The 20,109-nt window shown below is 55.7% G+C and carries 18 protein-coding genes; 10 read left to right on the plus strand and 8 right to left on the minus strand.

Annotation, left to right across the window (positions count from 1 at the left end):
- Positions 1 to 7: 7 nt before the first annotated feature.
- Entirely contained in the window at positions 8 to 703 is a 696-nt protein-coding gene (locus FH08_RS0108610) for a dienelactone hydrolase family protein (protein WP_031357945.1), read from the minus strand.
- Positions 704 to 1,256: 553 nt separating this feature from the next.
- On the opposite strand from FH08_RS0108610, the gene FH08_RS0108620 reads away from it, so the two are divergent.
- Both FH08_RS0108620 and FH08_RS0108625 read left to right on the plus strand, forming a co-directional pair.
- Positions 1,257 to 2,099 (plus strand): alpha/beta fold hydrolase, encoded by an 843-nt coding sequence (locus FH08_RS0108620; protein WP_031357946.1) that lies wholly within the window; start codon positions 1,257 to 1,259, stop codon positions 2,097 to 2,099.
- Between the two features lie 68 nt (positions 2,100 to 2,167).
- On the plus strand, positions 2,168 to 2,518 hold the full coding sequence (locus FH08_RS0108625) for a BON domain-containing protein (RefSeq protein WP_031357947.1): 351 nt from the start codon (positions 2,168 to 2,170) through the stop codon (positions 2,516 to 2,518).
- A gap of 230 nt (positions 2,519 to 2,748) precedes the next feature.
- Here the strand turns inward: FH08_RS0108625 and FH08_RS54320 are convergent, their stop codons facing one another.
- The 3 genes from FH08_RS54320 to FH08_RS0108635 all read right to left on the minus strand — a co-directional run bounded on the left by FH08_RS54320 (position 2,749) and on the right by FH08_RS0108635 (position 4,662).
- Entirely contained in the window at positions 2,749 to 3,171 is a 423-nt protein-coding gene (locus FH08_RS54320) for a DUF3331 domain-containing protein (protein WP_075583303.1), read from the minus strand.
- A 425-nt stretch (positions 3,172 to 3,596) separates the two neighbouring features.
- Positions 3,597 to 3,935, minus strand: a complete 339-nt coding sequence (locus FH08_RS0108630; RefSeq protein ID WP_160172441.1) for a BON domain-containing protein — start codon at positions 3,933 to 3,935, stop codon at positions 3,597 to 3,599.
- 310 nt (positions 3,936 to 4,245) lie between these two features.
- Entirely contained in the window at positions 4,246 to 4,662 is a 417-nt protein-coding gene (locus tag FH08_RS0108635; protein WP_031357949.1) for an organic hydroperoxide resistance protein, read from the minus strand.
- A gap of 656 nt (positions 4,663 to 5,318) precedes the next feature.
- Here FH08_RS0108635 and FH08_RS49325 point away from each other — a divergent pair.
- The gene (locus FH08_RS49325) at positions 5,319 to 8,246 is read left to right on the plus strand and encodes a PAS domain S-box protein (RefSeq protein ID WP_051887966.1); all 2,928 of its coding nucleotides are present in this window, start codon (positions 5,319 to 5,321) and stop codon (positions 8,244 to 8,246) included.
- A 119-nt stretch (positions 8,247 to 8,365) separates the two neighbouring features.
- A complete protein-coding gene (locus FH08_RS0108650) occupies positions 8,366 to 9,946 on the plus strand; it encodes an MFS transporter (RefSeq protein WP_031357950.1) in 1,581 nt (526 codons plus the stop codon).
- A 59-nt stretch (positions 9,947 to 10,005) separates the two neighbouring features.
- Here FH08_RS0108650 and FH08_RS0108655 read toward each other — a convergent pair whose 3' ends face one another.
- Both FH08_RS0108655 and FH08_RS0108660 read right to left on the minus strand, forming a co-directional pair.
- Positions 10,006 to 11,106, minus strand: coding sequence for an NADH:flavin oxidoreductase (locus tag FH08_RS0108655; protein WP_031357951.1), 1,101 nt, complete (start codon positions 11,104 to 11,106; stop codon positions 10,006 to 10,008).
- 152 nt (positions 11,107 to 11,258) lie between these two features.
- Positions 11,259 to 11,972: an SDR family oxidoreductase gene (locus tag FH08_RS0108660; RefSeq protein WP_031357952.1), complete on the minus strand. Its 714-nt coding sequence runs from the start codon at positions 11,970 to 11,972 to the stop codon at positions 11,259 to 11,261.
- Positions 11,973 to 12,218: 246 nt separating this feature from the next.
- On the opposite strand from FH08_RS0108660, the gene FH08_RS0108665 reads away from it, so the two are divergent.
- Together FH08_RS0108665 and FH08_RS0108670 are read left to right on the plus strand one after the other, a co-directional pair.
- Positions 12,219 to 13,256: a D-cysteine desulfhydrase family protein gene (locus tag FH08_RS0108665; RefSeq protein ID WP_031357953.1), complete on the plus strand. Its 1,038-nt coding sequence runs from the start codon at positions 12,219 to 12,221 to the stop codon at positions 13,254 to 13,256.
- A 196-nt stretch (positions 13,257 to 13,452) separates the two neighbouring features.
- Entirely contained in the window at positions 13,453 to 14,535 is a 1,083-nt protein-coding gene (locus FH08_RS0108670) for a glycerophosphodiester phosphodiesterase family protein (RefSeq protein ID WP_035565689.1), read from the plus strand.
- 213 nt (positions 14,536 to 14,748) lie between these two features.
- On the opposite strand, the gene cynS is transcribed toward FH08_RS0108670, so the two are convergent.
- Both cynS and FH08_RS0108680 read right to left on the minus strand, forming a co-directional pair.
- Positions 14,749 to 15,219: a cyanase gene (cynS, locus tag FH08_RS0108675; protein ID WP_031357955.1), complete on the minus strand. Its 471-nt coding sequence runs from the start codon at positions 15,217 to 15,219 to the stop codon at positions 14,749 to 14,751.
- Between the two features lie 43 nt (positions 15,220 to 15,262).
- Positions 15,263 to 15,916, minus strand: a complete 654-nt coding sequence (locus FH08_RS0108680) for a carbonic anhydrase (protein WP_031357956.1) — start codon at positions 15,914 to 15,916, stop codon at positions 15,263 to 15,265.
- A 530-nt stretch (positions 15,917 to 16,446) separates the two neighbouring features.
- Here FH08_RS0108680 and FH08_RS0108685 point away from each other — a divergent pair.
- The 4 genes from FH08_RS0108685 (at position 16,447) to FH08_RS0108700 (ending at position 20,062) form a co-directional block, all read left to right on the plus strand.
- Entirely contained in the window at positions 16,447 to 16,818 is a 372-nt protein-coding gene (locus FH08_RS0108685) for a response regulator (protein WP_031357957.1), read from the plus strand.
- A 10-nt stretch (positions 16,819 to 16,828) separates the two neighbouring features.
- The gene (locus tag FH08_RS0108690) at positions 16,829 to 17,515 is read left to right on the plus strand and encodes a response regulator transcription factor (protein ID WP_081889399.1); all 687 of its coding nucleotides are present in this window, start codon (positions 16,829 to 16,831) and stop codon (positions 17,513 to 17,515) included.
- Between the two features lie 346 nt (positions 17,516 to 17,861).
- Positions 17,862 to 19,097: an urea ABC transporter substrate-binding protein gene (locus tag FH08_RS0108695; RefSeq protein ID WP_031357959.1), complete on the plus strand. Its 1,236-nt coding sequence runs from the start codon at positions 17,862 to 17,864 to the stop codon at positions 19,095 to 19,097.
- A gap of 95 nt (positions 19,098 to 19,192) precedes the next feature.
- Positions 19,193 to 20,062 carry an ABC transporter permease subunit gene (locus FH08_RS0108700; protein WP_031357960.1) on the plus strand — a complete coding sequence of 290 codons (870 nt, stop codon included), beginning with the start codon at positions 19,193 to 19,195 and terminating at the stop codon, positions 20,060 to 20,062.
- The last annotated feature ends 47 nt before the right edge of the window (positions 20,063 to 20,109 follow it).

A 20,109-nucleotide genomic window follows, 5' to 3' on the forward strand; every position in this document is an offset into this window, starting at 1 on the left:
GGTTGTTTTACCGAAGGTGTTCCTGAAAAAAGCCCGCGGTTCTAAGATTCGCCAGTTTTGCTGCCTGCTCGTTGTAATGCGAGCCTCGGTGACGCGCGAAGGCATGGTTACAACCTGGATATGTGAAAACCTTTGCAAACGGGTTGCCGCGGAGTGCGTCAATAATGGCAGTTTGAGCGGCTCGGGGAATGTACTCGTCCTCCTCGGCAAGATGAATCATCAACGGATTCTTGATGTCGTTTGCTTCGTCAAGGTGCTTCTCCGTGCTCCCGCCGTAGTACACGACAGATGCATCGGCGCCCTTGCGGGCCGTGGTGATGAATGTCATCAGCCCGCCCAGACAAAAACCCATCAATCCAACCTTCCCGTTGGAACCGGACAGAGTGCGCGCGACCTCTATTGTCGTAGCAATATCCTCGACGCCAGCGTCGTAGTCAAAGGCTGTGTACAGCGCAAATCCCTTTTCCCATTCGGCCTCGGACTGATCCGACATGTCGACACCCGGTTCCATGCGCCAGAACAGGTCGGGGCTGATGGCTAGATAACCTTGGTGAGCAAGTTCGTCGCAGGTATCGCGCAAGTCTGCGTTGACGCCGAAGATCTCATGGATGACAACGATGACCGGCGCCGACGTCACAACGGGTTGTGCCACATAGGCCGAGAAACTTCCGTCTCGCGTCTCGATGGTGATGGTCTTGTTCATGCGGTCCTTGCGGTAGTGAGTGGACATCGATGGTTCTCGGTGGAAAGCAATGGGATCGCAGATTCGTCACGTTTCGGGCTAGCCGAAACAACTGGCTGCTTTATTTGATCCGTTCGCTTGCGATATATAGGGAGTACACGTTCGTAATCAAACTACAAGCTCGCCAGAATGACGAGTAGACCTTGGTATCGATTGATACTATGGTGTCTGTCTGTCTGTCTGTCTGTCTGTCTGTCTGTCTGTCTGTCCGCCCGGCTGAGGCGTATGACGTATGCGTTCCCGCATACATGCGAAGTACCTACGTGTCGCCTCATACCATCGTCTAATCGACGCTCCGGCGCGTCTCTGATTAGATCGCCTCCAGGCCATGACCTGTCTCAAGGTAAGACGTTCGTTCGTCTACCCGTTAGCTTTACTTGATTGAACAACATCTTTGAACGGTTGAGCAACGTTGCCTGGAGAAGGCATGGTTTCTCTCGAAAGCGCTCATTTCGATATGTGAGATTGAACGCCGTAGATTTTAAAAAGCAAGCGATTTGATGAGGATAAAAATATGCAAGAGACGCACTCAACAGCTTCGACCCGGTTTGTCGTAGCCGACGGAATACCGTATGCATACCGGCTTTTTGGATCAGGAAGTGAAGTGCCCATTATTTGTCTCCAGCATTTCAGAGGAGGACTTGACAATTGGGATCCAGCTGTCACAGACGGCCTTGCGGCGACGCGCCCGGTTATCCTGTTCAACAACGCCGGCGTAGCGAGTTCCGGTGGTGAGCCTGCGGATACGATCGCCGGTATGGCCACGCACGTGATTACGTTTGTCGAGGCGCTGGGCCTGCAGAAGGTCGACATCCTTGGTTTCTCGATGGGTGGGTTTGTGGCGCAGCAAGTTACGCTAGACCGTCCTGATCTCGTGCGCCGACTGATCCTTGCGGGAACAGGCCCTGAAGGGGGCGAGTCGATGGTCGGATACCCGGATCTCGTTACTGCCCACGCTATCGAAGAAGTACCGGTCGAAGAAAATTTCCTCTATCTGTTCTTCTATCCCACCGAGACAAGCCAGGCCGCCGGGCGGGCGTTCTGGAAGCGCCGGCACGAGCGAGCGGATCAGGACACTCCGTCTTCCATGGCCGCGATGCAGGCGCAAGCGAACGCAATTAACGCCTGGGGCGCTGTTCCAACTGCCAACCGGTATGCGCGGCTCGCGGAAATCTCGCAACCGGTTCTGGTTGTGCAGGGAAAGACGGATCTGATGGTTCCCACCGTCAACTCCTTCACGCTTCAACAGACGTTGCCCAATGCGGAACTGCTTGTGTTTCCTGATTCCGGTCACGGGTCAATCTTCCAGTTTCCGGAACGCTTTGTTCAGAGTGCGACGCGATTCCTGGACGAATGACACCACCGTTGTACGCGCGTGTGTCTAGCAATTACGTCGACAGATTTTTATCTCTTTTGGGGAACATCATGCAAGTGCTCAAATTCGTGTTGGCAACGGCCGCAGCGGCTCTCATTGCGGTGCCGGCCTTCGCACAAAACGTGGGCGATACAGCTGCTACCGCGCCTTCGACTGCTTCGAGCAAGAAAGTCGTACGAGCACAAAATCGCCAGATCGAAAAAACAGTGCGTCGGGCGCTGACGAAAACAAAGGGACTTGATTCCTCCGGCGTCACGATTCTGGTGAAGAAAAATGTCGTGACGCTCAATGGCACCGTGGCTGATGATTCGCAAATCGCACTCGCAGAAAGTGTTGCGCGGGGCGCTGCGAACTCAAGTACGGTATCGAATAAACTTACTGTCAGGGAAATCGGTAACTAGCGCGCTAGCGGTTGTTCAGATCAACCGAACGATGCGCTAGACAACGGCTGGCGCCGAGTCCACGAGCGAGGCGAAGAGATGTATGTATGCTTCGCTCTGGATGCGCGTCAACCGGCCCCCTGTCGGAAACGTGGGTATTTTCTGCGGATTTCCGTGAAGGGTGCGGCTTTACTGCACATCGTAAAGTCGGGTGTAGTCGACGGCACTGCAATTGGCCATACAGCCGCACGTTAGCCTATACCGGTATTGGGGGGGGACATCGAGTTCTGTACGACGACTGCAAGAATCATGGCGTCGGCATTGGCGGGCAGCGGCTTGCGGCGTGGCATATACACCGCATCGCCACGTCGAATGTTCTTTCCGCACGCCGCGCAAATGCCCGGATGTCTGGCGATACCCGCCTGCCAAGTTTGATCGCCGTAATAGCAAGCGGTTGGGTCACTCCACGCGACGATCGCGACAGTTGGGCCCAGCCGGTCTATCACGCGTACCGCACAAGCAGTGGGCGGGGTATAAGGTTTGATCTTGCGTCGCTGCCGCGCCACTGGCTCTGATGAAGGAATCCGGCCACTGCCGGCGAGTGGGCGGATAGGTGATGAACCAAGCAACCGGACGGTATGCCCCCAGCACCTATTGGAATCGTCACTAAGCATGAGAAATCCTTTAGTAAATCGAATATCGCGTCGTCGTATTTCCTATGAGACATGAAGCTCGTTGTGAATACGAGTGGACGATGGTATGAGACGACGCATGTGGAATAGAGCGCGGTAGAAGACAGGTGCGAAACGAACAGCAGCGTCTTCGAAGAGCCTAAGATCGAGCTATGCAATAACGCGAGCCGCAACGCCGCTGAATTGCCTGCTGGACTACGAAGGGCGTCGACTACTGAAGCATATCGATGTGAGGTTGCGTCTTACGCGTCGGTGGATTGTCCGTGGTCGATTGTTAATGCAGCCACGAGGTTTTAGATTGCAATTTCAGAGAGCGTGCTCACACACAATTGCTGCATTCTCTGCCACAGCGACACTGAGCAGGACAAGCAAGATAGCCGCCTAGCGTTTACCTAGGCGGCTTCCTCTTAATGACCTTCCACGCGCAACGTGAGATTGTTCTTGAGGCTCTGCACGCCTGGTACAGTATCGGCGCTGTCACCCGCGAGAGCAATTTGCCTCTCGTCTTTTACCGTTCCGACGAGCGTTACGCTGCCGTTACGAGCCACGACGCGGACACCCGAAATATCGATCTTTCGCTTGATCAGTTCCGACCGTACCGCACGTTGAAGTTGCGAATTTGCGGTGCGAGCGGCTTTCTTGTCCACTGAAGCAGTGGTATTGGAGTCGTTCGCTTGTGCAGTGGTCACGCCGGTAAGTACGGCCATCAGGAGAAGAGAGGTTACAATAATTTTGTATGTGTTCACGGCGTACATTCCTTATGAATAAGTCGCTCGACCTATGCGGCGTTGGCTGTTTTGCGGCCGCTGTCGTAGCGTGCGAAAAGACGGATCCGACTATCAAAAAGCGATTAAGTGAATATCAGCGCTAGCGCGGTCTTCCTAACGCAAAGAGCTTCGCGAAACGCAGTCACCACCGCCGTAGCGGCAGTGGCAAGAAGGGTTTGTAAGGCTGGCATTAACGGGTCTTTGGACATGCTCAACTTCAACTACACTGATTCCTGTTTAAGTGCGCCTACTACTTATCCTGGCAAACTTAAACTGTGCTTCAGCGAATTCAGATGACGTTGATCAAGACGTCGATGTTCCCACGGGTGGCTTTCGAATAAGGGCAAGTCTGATGCGCGGCATCAGCGAGTGCCTGCGCAGTCTCTTGTGGGACGCCGGGAATGCTGACATTCAACCGCGCTTGCAGGAAGTAGGCACTGCCTTCTAAGCAAAGGTCTATTTCGGCGTCGACAGCGGTATCGGGCGGCATCTTGATCTTCATTTTGGTAGCTGCAATTCCCATTGCACCAATGAAACAAGCCGACCAACCCGCACCGAACAGTTGCTCGGGGTTGGTGCCGGTTCCATCTGAGCCCGGAATGGATAGCTTGATGTCGAGACGGCCATCGGAGCTACGCGAGGCGCCGTCGCGGCCACCTGACGTGTGCATTTTGCCGGTGTATAGTACTTTTGCCGATTGGGTCATGATGGGTTCCTTTTCGAGAAAAATCAGATATATCGCAATCCTTCGTATCTGCTAAAGATCACTGGCGTGTGCGACGTTGGTTGATATGGAACATCTTCCGATTGCCAATCGAGCGGGTCAAGTTATGCCAAAGTATGAGTTAGCAGGATCGTGCGTGCGAGGATACCTTCGGGATTAGCGTGCCTTCACCGTGGCGTACACGCTGGCTGATAAAAAGTGCAGGAACGTCAGGCTATTGATTGAAGCGGGACGCGTAACGCTCCGTCCAGAATGATGTCCTTATTGACGTGGAGGTTTTGGCGGAATTTTGGGGAGTGTGCTTTCTGTAGAGTAGTCCGGAGCTGCGGTATTTTCTAGTCGGCAGTCGGAGTTGCAGCCATATGAATATCAGCTTCGATACTCGCTACCAAAAAGTACGTTCAAAGAGACTCGGCGCTGCCAACTATTCCGCGGACGCATAATTTCGACCGCTCACGGGCGGCATCGTGCATGTCGTTCTAAAGAGGTTAGTTTGTCCACTGGCTTTCTTGATCCTTGCGACATCTGCGCTAGCGATACCGACAAGGCACCAGGAGCGAATCGGGTACACGAAGCGCTGCCGGCTCTTGCGGTCAATAATGGGCGCGAACCTCCGTTCGAGGCTCCCATGAATACATATGAAGGTTCAACGTCTGGTCGGTGTGGTTGCCGCACGCCTCATGACAACCGACACTAAAGTATGGTATCCGCTTGCCTGTAAATTGGCGCATTCTCACGTAAATGGCGATTGCCAGAAGGGGGCCGGAGTGAACAGCGAACTCATCCGCGTCATTGATACGATTCCCGAGTCCGTCTGGACGGCACTTCCGGATGGATACGTCGATTTTCTGAATCAACATTGGTGTCAGTACACAGGCCTGAGCGTTGAGGAGGGTTGTGGACAGGGCTGGCAAGCTGCGGTTCACCCCGAGAATCTGCCTGAGGTACTCGAGAGTTGGCAAACGATCCTCCAGGGCGGCGAGTCAGGCGAACTGGAAGCTCGGCTGCGGCGTGCGGACGGAGAATATCGTTGGTTTCTGGTACGCGTTTCTCCTCTGGCCGACGTGACCGGAAAAATCGTCAAATGGTGTGGAGTGAACACCGAAATTGAGGATCGCAAGCGCGCTGAAGAAGCGCTGCGAGTGAGCGAGGGACGTTTTCGCCGGATCATCGACGGTCTACCGACGATGGTCTCGCTTCGAACACCGGCTGGCCACCTTGAATTTGCTAACCGGCAGTTCCTTGAATATTTTGGTGGAACCCTGGAAGAACTTAAAGGATGGGGCGACACATTCCATGCGGAGGATCGAGACGACGTCTTGGCTTCGTTGAAGGAGTCTGTGGACGCCGGGAATCCTTGGGACCTAGAGGCCCGCCGTCGCCGCTCCGACGGCGTTTATCGCTGGTTTCACATGCGAGGCATTCCGCTGCGCGATGCAAACGGGCAGGTTGTCCAGTGGTACCTGTTACACACTGATATTGACGATCGCCGGCGTGCCGAAACCTTACTGGCGGGTGAAAAGCAGTTGCTTGAGATGGTCGCATGTGGCCGCGCCATGACGGAAATACTCGCTGCGCTATGCCTTTTCGTTGAGGGTACGGTGAGCGGGTGTTACTGCAGCGTTGTGCTGGTGGACAGGAACGGTACTCATCTTGAAGACGGAGCCGCACCAAGTTTGCCAGCAAGCTTCACCGCTTCAATTGTCGGACGCCCTGTCAATGCCGAGTCTGGGCCATGCGCAATGGCTGCTTACCTAAACGAACAGGTCATCGCTACTGACCTCACTTCAGAGTCAAGATGGGCCGAGTACGAATGGTGTCCGATGGCTCTCTCGCACGGACTGCACGCGTGCTGGTCCACGCCGATTCAATCGTCGGACGGGAAAGTCCTTGGCGCGTTCGCAATTTACTATCCTGAGCCCAAGACACCGACTGCGCAGGACGAAGCCGTTATTGACCAGATCACGCATATCGCGAGTATCGCCATCGAACGTGCGCTCGGTGATGCAGCCTTGAGAAGCAGTGAGGTACGCAAGGCGGCGATTCTGGACTCGGCACTCGATTGCATTGTGACGATTGATCACGAGGGCACTATCATCGAGTTCAATCCAGCGGCGGAACAAACCTTCGGTTACCTTGCGCACGAGGTGGTTGGCGAGCGCATGGCTGAGGTCATGATTCCGTCATTGCTCAAGCACCAGGACAAGCGGGAGTTTGCGCTCTCGCTTGCTAACGGCAACTCAACCATGCTCGGGAGACGCGTCGAGCTGGCGGCAGTGCGCGCGAACGGAAACGAATTCCCGGTTGAAGTGGCGGTTACGCGAATTCCTTTGGACGGGCCGCCGTCCTTCACGTGCTACGTGCGCGACATTACGGAACGCCAGGAGGCCGAGGAGAAATTGAGACGCAGCGGCGCCTATCTCGCGGAGGCCCAGAAACTAAGCCTGACGGGCAGTTTTGGGTGGAGTGTATATGTCGATCGCCACTTCTGGTCTGATGAGACATTCCGTATTTTCGACTACAACATCGCGACTAAGATCACACTCCAACTGATTCTGGCGCGAGTTCACCCGCAGGACATATCGCTCATGCGACGAGTCATAGCGCTCGCGGACGGAAGGGACTTTGACTTTGAATGTCGTTTATCCATGCCCGATGGCTTCGTTAAACATCTTCACTTCGTCGCCCATGGGACCCGCAACCGCGAAGGACAACTGGAATACATCGGCGCAGTTCAGGACGTGACAGAGCGTCGGCAGTCTGAACAGGCGCTGGGAAAGGTGCGCTCGGAGCTCGCGCACGTGTCGCGAGTAATGAGCCTCGGAGCGTTGACTGCGTCGATTGCACATGAGGTGAACCAACCCCTGTCGGGCATCATTACCAACGCGAGCACCTGTCTACGAATGCTCGGTGGGGAGCCGCCCAATCTCGACGGTGCGCGCGAAACTGTGCGGCGCATCATCCGCGACGGCAACCGGGCCTCGGATGTGACGGCGCGGTTGCGGGCCCTGTTCAGCAAGAAAGAGGTGACAAATGAGCCGCTGGATCTCAATGAAGCCGCCCAGGAAGTGATTGCGCTGTCGCGAAGCGAACTACAGGTCAACCAGGTCGTCGTGCACACGGTTTTTGCCAGCGATTTGCCCGCTGTCATGGGGGATCGCGTGCAGCTTCAGCAGGTTATTCTTAACCTGTTGCTAAACGCGTCGGATGCAATGAGCGATGTCGACGATCGCCCGAGGCGATTGATGGTCGCCACGGAACACTACGCGGGCGATGAAATACGTCTGACGGTACAAGACACGGGGGTTGGATTTGAGCTGCAAAGCGCGGAGAGGCTCTTCGACGCTTTCTATACCACCAAGCGAGGCGGCATGGGAATTGGCCTGTCTATTAGCCGATCGATTGTCGAGAGTCATCGGGGACGTCTATGGGCGGCTCCCAATGAAGAAGGCCCGGGCGCTACATTTTGTTTTTCTCTTCCGCGTGGGCAAGGACAACTAATGCCCTCGCACAGCCGGAGCGTCATGCGGGAGTCGGGCCTCAGGCCAATACCATCGTCTAATTGAGCCACTGCCGGGCACATGTTTGAATCATGAGGCGGGCGTGCGGCTAACCAGGTGGAACCCACGTCTGAAACTGCTTCCGAACCTGGCCTGCAAGCTTTTACGGTCAATAAGACAATTAAATGACGCCCGATTTTTCTGTTAGTAACCAGCGTGGACAACTGCTGCCATTTCGTGAGTCGCTGCTAGCGATGCTCGGCATTTCGTTCGTCGCGATGCTGGTAGCCCTGGATCAAACAATCGTCGGCACAGCGATGCCGCGCATTGTCGCCGACCTGAAGGGCTTCGACCTGTATGCGTGGGTTGCAACGTCATATATGCTGGCCTCTGTCGTTACGATTCCGATTTTCGGCCGGCTCGGCGACGTGTTCGGCCGCAAGCCCTTTCTTCTTGCCGCGATCGTGATATTCACTACTGCATCTGTGCTGTGCGGTATGGCGACGAGCATGTTGTCCCTCGTGATCGCGCGCGGCGTGCAGGGAATTGGCGGCGGGATTCTGATCGGGACCATGTTCGCCAGCGTAGCCGAGTTGTTTCCCGATTTGCGAGTTCGATTGCGTTGGCAAATGTTTGTCAGTTCGGCATTTGTCGTTGCCAACTTCGCTGGTCCAACACTGGGCGGCATGCTAACGCAATACGGAGGCTGGCGTCTGGTGTTCTTCGTCAACGTGCCGGTCGGTTTGATTTCTCTCGCGTTCGTTCAGGCATTCCTTCCGCGACTGAAGCGGCAACACCCGGGTGTGCCGGTGGCGATAGATTGGATTGGCGCCGTAGTAATGGTGGTCATATTTGGCCTTCTGCAATTGCTGATCGCCTTGGTGCCTGCTATCGGCGTCACGCCGGTGACCATGGGTCTGGGCATCGCAACCGTGGGCGCCGGGGTCGTCTTGTGGTCATCGGGCAGGAAAGCCGCATACCCGATCGTTCCGTTCGACATGCTGGTGGATCGAAAGCTGGTGGCGTTGTTTGCAATGTCAGTACTCGGCGGCTTTGCGCTCTTCACGATGGTTTTTTATGTGCCGTTGCTGTTCCAAGGTGGATTCGGCATGTCTCCCCACGAGTCCGGCATCCTGGTGACGCCTCTGCTCCTGGGTACGACCCTGGGCGGCATATTGAACAATCGCATCATCACGCGCGTGCGGCGAGCGAACGCGATTGTGTTCATCGGGTTCGCGTTATTTATGTGCGCGGCTTTGGGGTTCGTCGAAATCAATGGCAAAATGCCTCGCTACGTATGGATGAGTTATATGGGCCTTAGTGGTTTCGGGATGGGGCTCGTCGTGTCAAGTATCACGCTCGTTTCTCAGCATCTCGTCTCGCGCAGTCACCTTGGCTCAGCAACGGCGCTGCTGCACTCTTTGCGTCTGCTGGGCGGCATGCTGGGTACCGCCATTACCGGTGCGCTGCTCAGCCGCTTGTATGCGCGTGGCGCTCACGGCTCGTTGAGTGTGTATCAGGCGTCCCGATGGTTCAGATCGTTCGCTAGTCCCGAATTCCAAGTCGATAGAGGTGAACAGGCGGCGCTTATTAATCGGCTAATCATGGCCGGCCATGCAGACGACACAATGATGCACGCGGCTCGCGGCGCCCTCGTAAAATCGATCCACCTGGGACTTGCCTTTGCCGCCACCGCTGCGATGATCGGCCTGCTCCTCGCGTGGTTCGTACCGCCGGTCCGCATAGGCCGCGTCGGAAACGTTTGATGTGCTCATTTACAACGACTCGCAGCGAGCCTAAGGCGTGCGAGTCCAGCCGCTACGAGCTAAACCAGTTGCTTGAGCAGCGACCTGTCAAACGGCGCGACATCCCAGAACCGGCCCTGTTCGATTTTTGCGACCCAATCGGGATCCGCGAGCAATGCGCGTCCGACAGCGACTAGATCGAATTCCCCTTGTTCGAGCCTGCGCTCTAGCGCATGCAGCGTTGCCGGCTCTACTTTCGAGTCATCCTTCCCGAACAGTCCTGCCAGGAAGTCTGGTCCGTTCAAGCCGACTGAACCAACGGTGATTGTCGGCACGCCGGTCAGTTTCCTGGCCCATCCCGCCAGATTCAAATCCGACCCCGTGAACTCGGGCTCCCAGTAGCGCCGGGTAGATGCATGGAACAGGTCAACGCCAGCTTCGACAAGCGGTGCGAGCAGTTGCTCCAGTTGTTCTGGCGTCTCTGCCAATTTGCTGCCGTAGTCTTGAATACGCCACTGGGAAAACCGGAGGCTGATCGGAAATGTTGGACCCACCGCAGACCTTACTGCCCTGATAACCTCGGTCGCAAATCGCGAGCGCTTAACGATATCTCCGCCATACGCATCTTCACGGCGGTTCGTCCCGCGCCAGAAGAACTCGTCGATGAGATATCCGTGTGCTCCATGTAACTCGACGGCGTCGAAACCAATTTTCTTCGCGGCCGCGGCAGCAAGGGCAAATGCTTCGATGGTGTCGGCAATGTCCTCGTCGGACATTGCAACCGAGGCTGTCTGGTCCGCGCTCGGCCCTTCGCTTTGCGCGGAAGGGACGGGCCCTGATCCCATCGGTCGTGCCAAGCCCTGATGCCAAAGCTGAGGAGCTATTTTTCCTCCCGCCAGATGGACTTTTTTTACCACCTTCCGCCAGCCGTCCAAGCTAGCGGGGTCGTAAAAATTGGGAATGCTTTCGTCATTTGAGGCGGCTGGTCTGCCGATGGTCGTGCCTTCAGTGATGATGAGGCCGACGTCGCCCGCTGCTCTGCGACGATAGTATTCGGCCACGTCTGGTCCGGGAATGCCGCCCGGACTGAAGCGTCGAGTCATCGGCGCCATCACAATCCGGTTCTTAAGGACGAGGGACTTGAGTTCGAAGGGTTTGAGAAGGTTGTGATGCACTGTCATTCCTATTTCAGCTTCCGGATGCGATCTCGCAAACGCTCGATCGCCACGCGCGTCGAGCTCGTAATACGGCGCTAGTGAAGCGTTGTGATTTTGGTTCGAGATGCAAGCTGCGTAGGAAATCAACGAATTTACGCGCTAGAAGCAATGGCCCTTCAAAGCTGCGAACGCGGTTCACCGAGATAGACTCCGCGCTCTGCCGAGAGGCTGGCTTTGACATATCTGGACGTCTCATCTGCCAATACTTCGTCAGCGCCCGCCTCGATTGCCGTAAGGATTGTTTCGGCCACTGCCGCGGGAGAGGCCTTTGCCACGTCGATACCGGCAGTCATGTCCGTGTCCATATAACCAACATGCACGCCAACAACCTGGGTTCCTTGAGCGCCCAATTCGTTTCGCAAGCCATTTGTCATTGACCACGCAGCCGCCTTGGTGACGCTGTAGGTGCCGTGCGGCGGTGCGTTCAGCCAACTCAGAACCGAGAGAATGTTCACCAGGGCACCGCCGCCGTTGCGTGCCAGGATCGGCGCAAACGCACGACTTAGTTCCAGAGGAGCCAGAACGTTCACTTCGAATTCTGCGCGCAAGGTTGCAGTGGCGTCTGGAGACGTTACCCCGCACCCCAGGTCGATGCCGGCATTGTTGATAAGCAAAGTGACGTCGGGGCACGCCAGAGCCGCTGCTTGAATATCCTCGGCGCTAGTGACGTCGAGTTTCAACGGTTCTACGCCTTCCAGCTTTAAGGCCGATGGATCCCGAGCGCCTGCGTATATTTTGCGCGCGCCCGCTCTTAAGGCAGCGGCTGCGATCGCAAGACCCAGGCCGCGATTGGCTCCGGTAACCAGGATGACAGAATCTTTGATGATCATTTGAGGCTCCTCTTGAGGATGGTTAGCATCGGGTTCGAATCGGTCGCGGCATAACGCTCTGACGCCCGATGGCACTGCAACGTCATACGGTCGATACATTAGAGCGCACCTATGTATCTGCACTGTGTCGCAATGTTTTCCAGCAGGACTAATTTGTATCTGAATGGATTGCAGGCTTTATTTGCACTGCTTTTGGTCATACAGTCATGTGCTATATCTTTTTCAACCCGAACCACGAACATCCCCATGAACACAGAGAAGCTCGAGAATGCCCTGCATGCTTTTGCACGCGTGCCGCTATTAAATGGTCCGACGATGATTCAGCGTCTTACGCGAATTGAAGAAGTGCTCGGTGCCGAGGGGCACGGAGTGAATCTCTTCGTCAAACGTGACGACGAGGCGAGTCTTGGCGGCGGTGGCAATAAATTGCGCAAGATTGAATTTCACCTAGGCGCTGCTAAAGCCACTTCCATTGATACTGTCTTGACAGTGGGTGGGTTGCAATCGAACCATGCGCGACTGACGGCCGCAGCTTGTGCACGTCTGGGACTTACGTGTGAGCTCTTTTTGAGCCGATCCGTGCCGCGTAACGACGACAATTACGAGCTGAGTGGCAACGTCCTGCTCGATAATATTTTTGGCGCTAATACTCACATCGTGCCAAGCGGTGAAAGCGCGCTCGAAGCGGCTGAGAAACGTGCCGAACAGCTACGCGCGTTGGAACGTCAAGTGCTGGTCATTCCGACTGGCGGGTCGACGCCACTTGGATGCCTTGGCTACGCCTCCTGTGCACTGGAGATATCTCATCAAGAGGCTCAACAGGACAAGCCGTTCCGGCAGATCATTGTCCCGAATGGCAGTTCAGGGACACACGCAGGCCTTGCCGCCGGGTTCACAATGATGGGTCGCGGCGCCCGATCCGTCAGGTCTTTTTCTGTGCTTGCAGACCGGGATGTCACGGCAGACACGACGCTTCGACTGACTCAGGAAACCTTGCAGTTGCTCGGCCATCCGAACTTGCCTGTTCTGGACGAAATCGATGTTGACGGGGCGTATCGCGGTGACGGATATGGCATCCCCACTAACGAGATGATCAGCGCCGTTCAACTGATGGCCGCACAGGAGGGATTGCTCATTGACCCTGTGTATTCCGGCAAAGCATTTGCAGGTTTGCTTGCGGACGTCCGTCAAGGACGATACGCACCTGGCGACAATCTGCTGTTTGTCATGACGGGCGGCACGCCAGGCCTGTACGCCTATCGCGACGTATTCGCGCAGTCCTGATTCGTACCAGCGTCATCCGTTAGAAGAAGCTTGGCTAACAGTGGATCAAGCAGCTCGTACAACCATTTCCTGTGAGATCCTCAAGCATTTCGTTGTTAAGTATCCGACTCGAAAAATAGCCGCTAATAATAATTCAACTGTAATGTACATTACATAAACGTAACCCATCATGCTCACTTTCCTGGAGAACGTGAGCATGAAGAAATGCAGTATCAAGCAAGTGCTGTCCATTGTTGCGGTCTCGACCTTTTTGAGTGGCTGCGGCGGCGATAGTCCCGATGTTGCGCCTGCCAAGCATCTGTTCCTTGAAACACGCGAATTCGACCTGCAAGCGCATCGCGGTGGTCTGGGTCTTGTGGTTGAAAGCACCTTGCAGTCGTTCGCGAGCGGATTGGAAACCGGAGTGACTACCCTCGAACTCGACACTCAGATTACGAAAGACGGTGTAGCGGTGGTCACGCACGATCGCCAAGTTTCCAAAGGCAAATGTCTGGATACGATGCCGGCGACGCCTGGCGATCCTCTATATCCGTACGTAGGACGCTACATAAAAGATCTGACGCTAGCCCAGGTCAAGACGTTGGACTGCGGTTCCCTTGCGCAAAGCAATTTCCCTCGTCAGAAGCTCATTCCTGGTGTCAGGATACCTACGCTGCGGGAGGTATTTGACCTCGTGAAGTCGTACAAGGCGGACCAGGTCATGATGAACATCGAGATAAAGGTAGAAGCGGGTGCACCGTCCGAAACTGCGCCCCGCGAGACGTTTGTCAAAACAGTACTAGACGAGATTCGTGTTTCGGGACTGACACGCCAGATTACGATTCAGAGCTTCGATTGGGGAGCGTTAATGCTCGTCCACAAAATCGAGCCGGCTCTCCCGATTGTCGCACTGACAAACGGGCAGCAGTTTCTGCAGGTTGGCGTCCCGGGCGCTTCTCCTTGGCTTGGAGGTATCGATATCGATGATCCTCAATTCGGCGGTGACCTGGTCAAGGCCGCTGCGTCGTTCGGAGCGAATGCGATTTCGCCGGTTACGGGTGATCCGCAAAACGGTACGTACGGGCAGGCCGGATACGTCCCCTACACGACGCCCGACCTGGTGTCGCGTGCTCATGCTGCGGGCATGAAAGTTATTCCCTGGACAGTCGACGATGCTGCAACTGCCAACTATCTGATCGACGCGAAGGTGGATGGAATCATCACTGATTATCCGGATGTCCTTCGCAATATCATGGCGGAGCGCGGCATGAAGTTGCCTTCACTAGTCGCGAAGCGGTAACAGCCGTACGGATGACGCTGTGCGAGCGTCGATGTTCGCGGCTGCGTTCTGAATATTTTGTAGATGGTCTCGGCGTGCACGATCCCTCGGAAGGGATGGAATCCTCAGGGACGCTCTCGATCCCAACCTGAGTGCATGGGCTCGTTACGTCGCTTCGAAACGAGCCCATGACAACGTGCGGCGCGCTAAGGCGCGAGCGCGTACCGGTTGTCTTTAGAACGGCTTAGTCGGAAGATATTTGCCGTTAAGGGTGATGATCGCGCGTTCACCGCCGTCGGGGTCCGGTACCTTCTGAATGTCGAGCTTAAAGTTGATCGCGCTGATGATTCCGTCGCCAAACTTTTCATGGACCAGGGCCTTGAGCGTCGAGCCGTAGATCTGCACCATCTCGTAGAAACGATAGATTGTCGGATCGGTCGGCACACCGCCCGGGATGCTCCCGCGTACAGGAATAGTTTGGAGCAGGCGAGCTGCGTCTTCCCCCAGCTCCAGCTTGTCGGCGACAACCGTTGCCGCATGCTCGGGTAACGGGTGCTGGCCGAGCAGGGCGGCGGTGACGAATGCGAGACCAAGACCGGTACCTTCGTTGATTGCTTCGAACGTCAGATTCTTGCGCATTTTGGCATCGATGATGACGTCGGTCAGCGCTTCGCGAGCAGTTTGGCTATGTTGTGATTGGTTCATGATGGTTCCTTCGAGGTGGTGAGGCCTTTCGGCGCGGGGGTGTTCAGCTTCTGACGCTGGCAGGGGTGGCCGTGACGTCCGGATGTTCCGTGAGTGACACGAATCGATGTGTAGCGCCGTCCAATGCGTTGATTGAGCCGGTCTCGATGTCGTACACCCAACCATGCAGACTCAGATGCCCTTGGGCCAGTGCACGTGCGACTGAAGGATGGGTTTTGATATTGGCGAGTTGTGCGACGACGTTTTCACGGACCATCGAATCGACGCGTTCCTGCTCCGAGGTGAACTCGCGCGCTTCGTTGACGAATTTTGCTGAGTCCGCGTAACGCAGCCAATTTGCCACGGCTGGCATGTGGTCGAGGCACTTGCAGGTGGCAATGGCTGTCATTGCGCCGCAGTTCGAGTGACCGCAGATCACGATGTCGGTAACATTGAGCGCCGCGACCGCATATTCAACCGTAGCCGAGACGCCGCCCGGCTCAGGACCGAATGACGGCACGATGTTGCCCGCGTTGCGAATCACGAAGAGATCGCCCGGCTCGCGCTGCGTCACCAGTTCGGGAACCATGCGGCTGTCAGAGCAGGAAATGAACAATGTTGTAGGGGTTTGGCTGGTGGCAAGTTTTTTAAAAAGCTCTTTGCGCTCCGGGAAAGCGTCGCGCTGGAATTTCAGAAAACCGTCGATGACATCCTGCATGATTTACTCCTATCCGTTGAGGTGACTTGAAACGTGGTCAAGCGAACTGGTGAGTGAGGAGACAGCTTGTATGGCGTTAATTTCCGCTTCAGCCGGTTAACTGATACCTATCACGCACCAGGTGTATTAGATTCATCTGGTATCCTTATTAGATAAAAAATCAGTTACGAAAAATTTCTTTGCCGATGGAGATTTATCGCAACGGTCTTGTGTTCGATGCAATCATGATCTGGCTATAAACGAGGAGGGTCAAGGTATGCCAAGGTATGATCCGCGTAAGAATTCGTCGGCCTCGATTAGCCTGTTGAAAGACGGCGCAGAGCGATCCCTTCGCATCAAGGTCGACGCCAAAGTATGATTGAAATTTTACTTAAAAATGGGGCATGCTGGGCCACGGTGACTGCCAGGGAGAGCGGCGTGCAGAGTGAACTCATCCGCATTGTTGATGCGCTGCCTGGATCGGTGTGGACTGCGCGGCTCGATCTTGACATCGGACTTTTCCGTTTCCGTTTCGCTGGAAGAAAGCCACAATGACTACGCAAACACTCGTATCAGTCGTTGACGACGACGAATCGGTGCGTGAGTCGCTGCCGGACCTGCTGAGGGAATGTGGGTTTGCGGTTCAGGCGTTCTCGTCGGCGAAAGAGTTCTTGTCCTCGGACTATGTCGGCCAGACTCGCTGCCTGATTCTCGACGTCGCGATGCCGGGCATGACCGGGCTCGACCTTCAAAGGGAACTGATACTGCGCCGACGGCCCATTCCCATTGTGTTTATTACCGCGAACGCAGACGGATTGGTGCGGTCGCGATTACTGAAGCAGGGGGCAGTCGAATGTCTGTTCAAGCCATTCAGCGAGGCAGCGCTGCTGTGTGCGCTCGCGGTTGCGCTGAGAGAGAATTGAGGTATCCACCATGCCGTACTATCCCGGGAAACAGCTAAGTTTTGCGAGGGCAGCTGCCGAGGAATCGGTGACGTCCGCAGTGCCGGTCGTATTCGTCGTCGACGATGACATCTCCGTACGGGAGTCCTTGGAATTACTGATTCGCAACGCCGGCTGGCAGCCGGAAATATTCTCGTCGGCGCAGGCGTTTTTGTGCCGGCCGCGAGTGCTCGCGCCAAGCTGCTTGATACTGGACGTGAACCTCCCGGATCTGAGTGGTCTGGACTTGCAGAAACGCTTGGCGGCGGACCGACTCGATATGCCGATCATCTTTATCACGGGCTACGGCGACGTACCGATGACGGTGCAGGCAATGAAGGCAGGTGCGGTCGAATTTCTGACGAAGCCTTTCGCTGATGAAGTGCTGCTGGAGGCGATCCGTCAAGCCCTAGGGCGCAGCGGTGCAGCGCTGGGCGAGGAGGCCCAGGTGCGCATGCTGCAGGCGCGTTACAGGTCACTGACCGGCCGGGAGCGTGAGGTGATGAAACTGGTGGTGAGGGGACGATTGAACAAGGTGGTCGGCCGCGAACTCGGAATTAGCGAGATTACGGTGAAGGCGCACCGTGGCCGCGTGATGCGCAAGATGGAAGCGGAGTCGTTGGCGGAGTTGGTCAATATGGGCGCACGACTGGGCCTTACCTCCGCCACGGTGGACTGACTGTTCAACCTTTTGGTCCAAGTATCGACCAATACTATGGTCTAGGTCGGGTTTCCGACAATCCCGCTGCCCAAGATCATCCGTGAATGCGCCGTGCCCGCGCGGGTCAAGGACTTCATGGATCAACGCGCGGTATTAAGAGGCGAACCAGACGCGAGATGCCTTGCGGCGCACCACAGGCTGCCGTTGACATTCAAATCTTCGTGCTCTAGCATTAATTCATATCCCTGATATCCGACAACGATGTCCACTCAGGGATGCGGCGTAGAAGCCCCCGACGAACCTATGGTTCGCCGGGGGCTTTTTTTTTCTCTTCCTGCTGACTCAAATTCTTCTGGAGTGACAAATGTTATCTAGCACGTTTCGTTGGCTACATCTGGCCATTTCCGTAGGGCTTACTTGCTCTTCGGTCGCCGCCATGGCCGCAGACCCCGTGAAAATTGGGTTGCTTGAGGACGCTTCCGGGAATTTTGCGTTAGCAACCATTCCCAAGATTCACGCCACGCAATTGGCTGTCGACGAAATCAATGCGAAGGGCGGCATCATGGGCCGCCCCATTACTTTAATCTCCTACGATACTCAATCGGACAACACGAAATTCCAAGAGCTGTCGCGTCGATTGATCCAGACCGACAAGGTCAATGTTGTGTTTGGTGGGTTCTCCAGCGCCTCTCGCGAGGCAATTCGGCCGATCATGGATCGCGCGCATCAGCTCTATTTTTACGACAACCAGTACGAAGGAGGCGTGTGCGACTCCAACACGTTTGTAACGGGAGCAGTACCCGAGCAGCAGTTCTCCACACTTATTCCGTGGATGATGCAGAAGTTCGGAAAAAAAGTTTACACGATTGCTGCTGACTACAACTTCGGCCAGATCTCGGCGGAATGGGTGCGCAATATCGTCAAGGAAAATGGCGGCACGATGGTGGGAGAAGAGTTCATCCCACTCAGCGTCTCGCAGTTCGGGCAAACGATCCAGAACATCCAAAAGGCGAAGCCGCACTTCGTCGTCACGCTTCTGGTGGGTGCCAATCAGGCAACCTACTACGAGCAACAAGCTTCCACTCACTTGAACTTGCCCATGGCCAGCTCGGTCAGTGTCGGACAGGCTTACGAGCACAAACGCTTTAAGCCGCCTGCACTCAAAGACATGTACGTGACGGCGAATTATGTGGAAGAAGTCGATACCCCTGCGAGCAACGACTTCAAGAAACGCTTCCACGCAAAATTCCCAAATGAGCCTTATATCACCCAGGAAGCAGCCAACGCGTACGACGCCGTATTCCTCTACAAAGCAGCCGTTGAAAAAGCAAAGTCCATTGATCAGGACGCCGTAAAGAAGGCATTGGAAAGCGGTGGAATCTGCACCGACGGTCCGTCGGGAAAGGTCTGCATCGACCCGAAAAGTCATCACTTGAGCCACACGATTTATCTGGTTCATGTGAAGGCTGACCACTCAGTGGAGATCCCCAAGGTATGGAGCGACGTCCAGCCGTACTGGCTCGGTAAGGTCGGCTGTGATTTGCCTGCAAAGCCTGATCACCGCCAATACACGCCGACGGATCTGCCGAAGAAGTCATAGTCCCCGCACCAATCGCGTGCTTGAACGTGTCATAAATCCGGTAAGGGGCTCACTTTCACCTGAGCCGCCAACCGGCCAAACTGGTCGAGGCTTCCATGACTTCGTTGTCTTTTCTCTATTCGCTGGTCTATCAATTCGGCGACAACTTCGCCTACCTTGTGCTTGCCGCGCTGGGGCTCGCGGTGATCTTCGGAATGATGGGCGTGATCAATCTCGCTCATGGTGAGTTCATCATGTGCGGTGCTTACGTCACCATCATTTCGGCCAAGCACGGCTTGCCGCTGCCATTGGCGATGCTTCTTGGTGCGCTCGCCGCTGCTATCGCGGGAATCATCATTGAGCGTCTCGTCATACGTCACTTATACGACCGGCTGTTCGACTCGGTGGTGGCGACGTGGGCGATAAGCCTGATTGTCCAACAGACAATGCTGCTGGTAGCCGGACCGTCCCTCGAAGGAATCGGGACACCTTTCGGCTCGTTTTCGTTGGGCGATTATTCGTTCTCGACCTATCGCGCCGTGTTGCCGGCCATCGCGCTCGGGATCCTGTTCGCGCTGTACTGGCTGTTCTTCAGAACCAACTATGGCGTGTGCGCCAGAGCGACCATTCAGAACGCCAGGATGGCCCAGTGTCTGGGACTGCGCACTGACAGGCTCTACACGCTGACCTTTGCGCTGGGCGCAGGTCTCGCCGGCCTTACCGGTGCGTTGTATGCACCGACCATGACCGTTGTGCCGACGATGGGCAGTAATTTCATCGTGCAGGCATTCGTTGCAGTGGTGGTCGGGGGCGCCAACGTCATTGCCGGCACCACGCCCGCCGCGGGAATTCTTGCAATCATACAGACCGGACTTACCGCTTCATATGGCCAGTTGTTTGGCCAGATCGGCTTGCTGGTTACGGTGATTATCGTGATTCGTCTAATGCCGCAAGGCTTGGGCAATCTATTCAGTCGCTCACGCTAGGAGCTTGCCGTGAAACAACTTGAATTGGTATCCACGGGAGCCCGGCG

It is taken from the genome of Caballeronia sordidicola, from assembly GCF_000729995.1.
GTDB classification, from domain to species: Bacteria; Pseudomonadota; Gammaproteobacteria; order Burkholderiales; family Burkholderiaceae; genus Caballeronia; species Caballeronia sordidicola_A.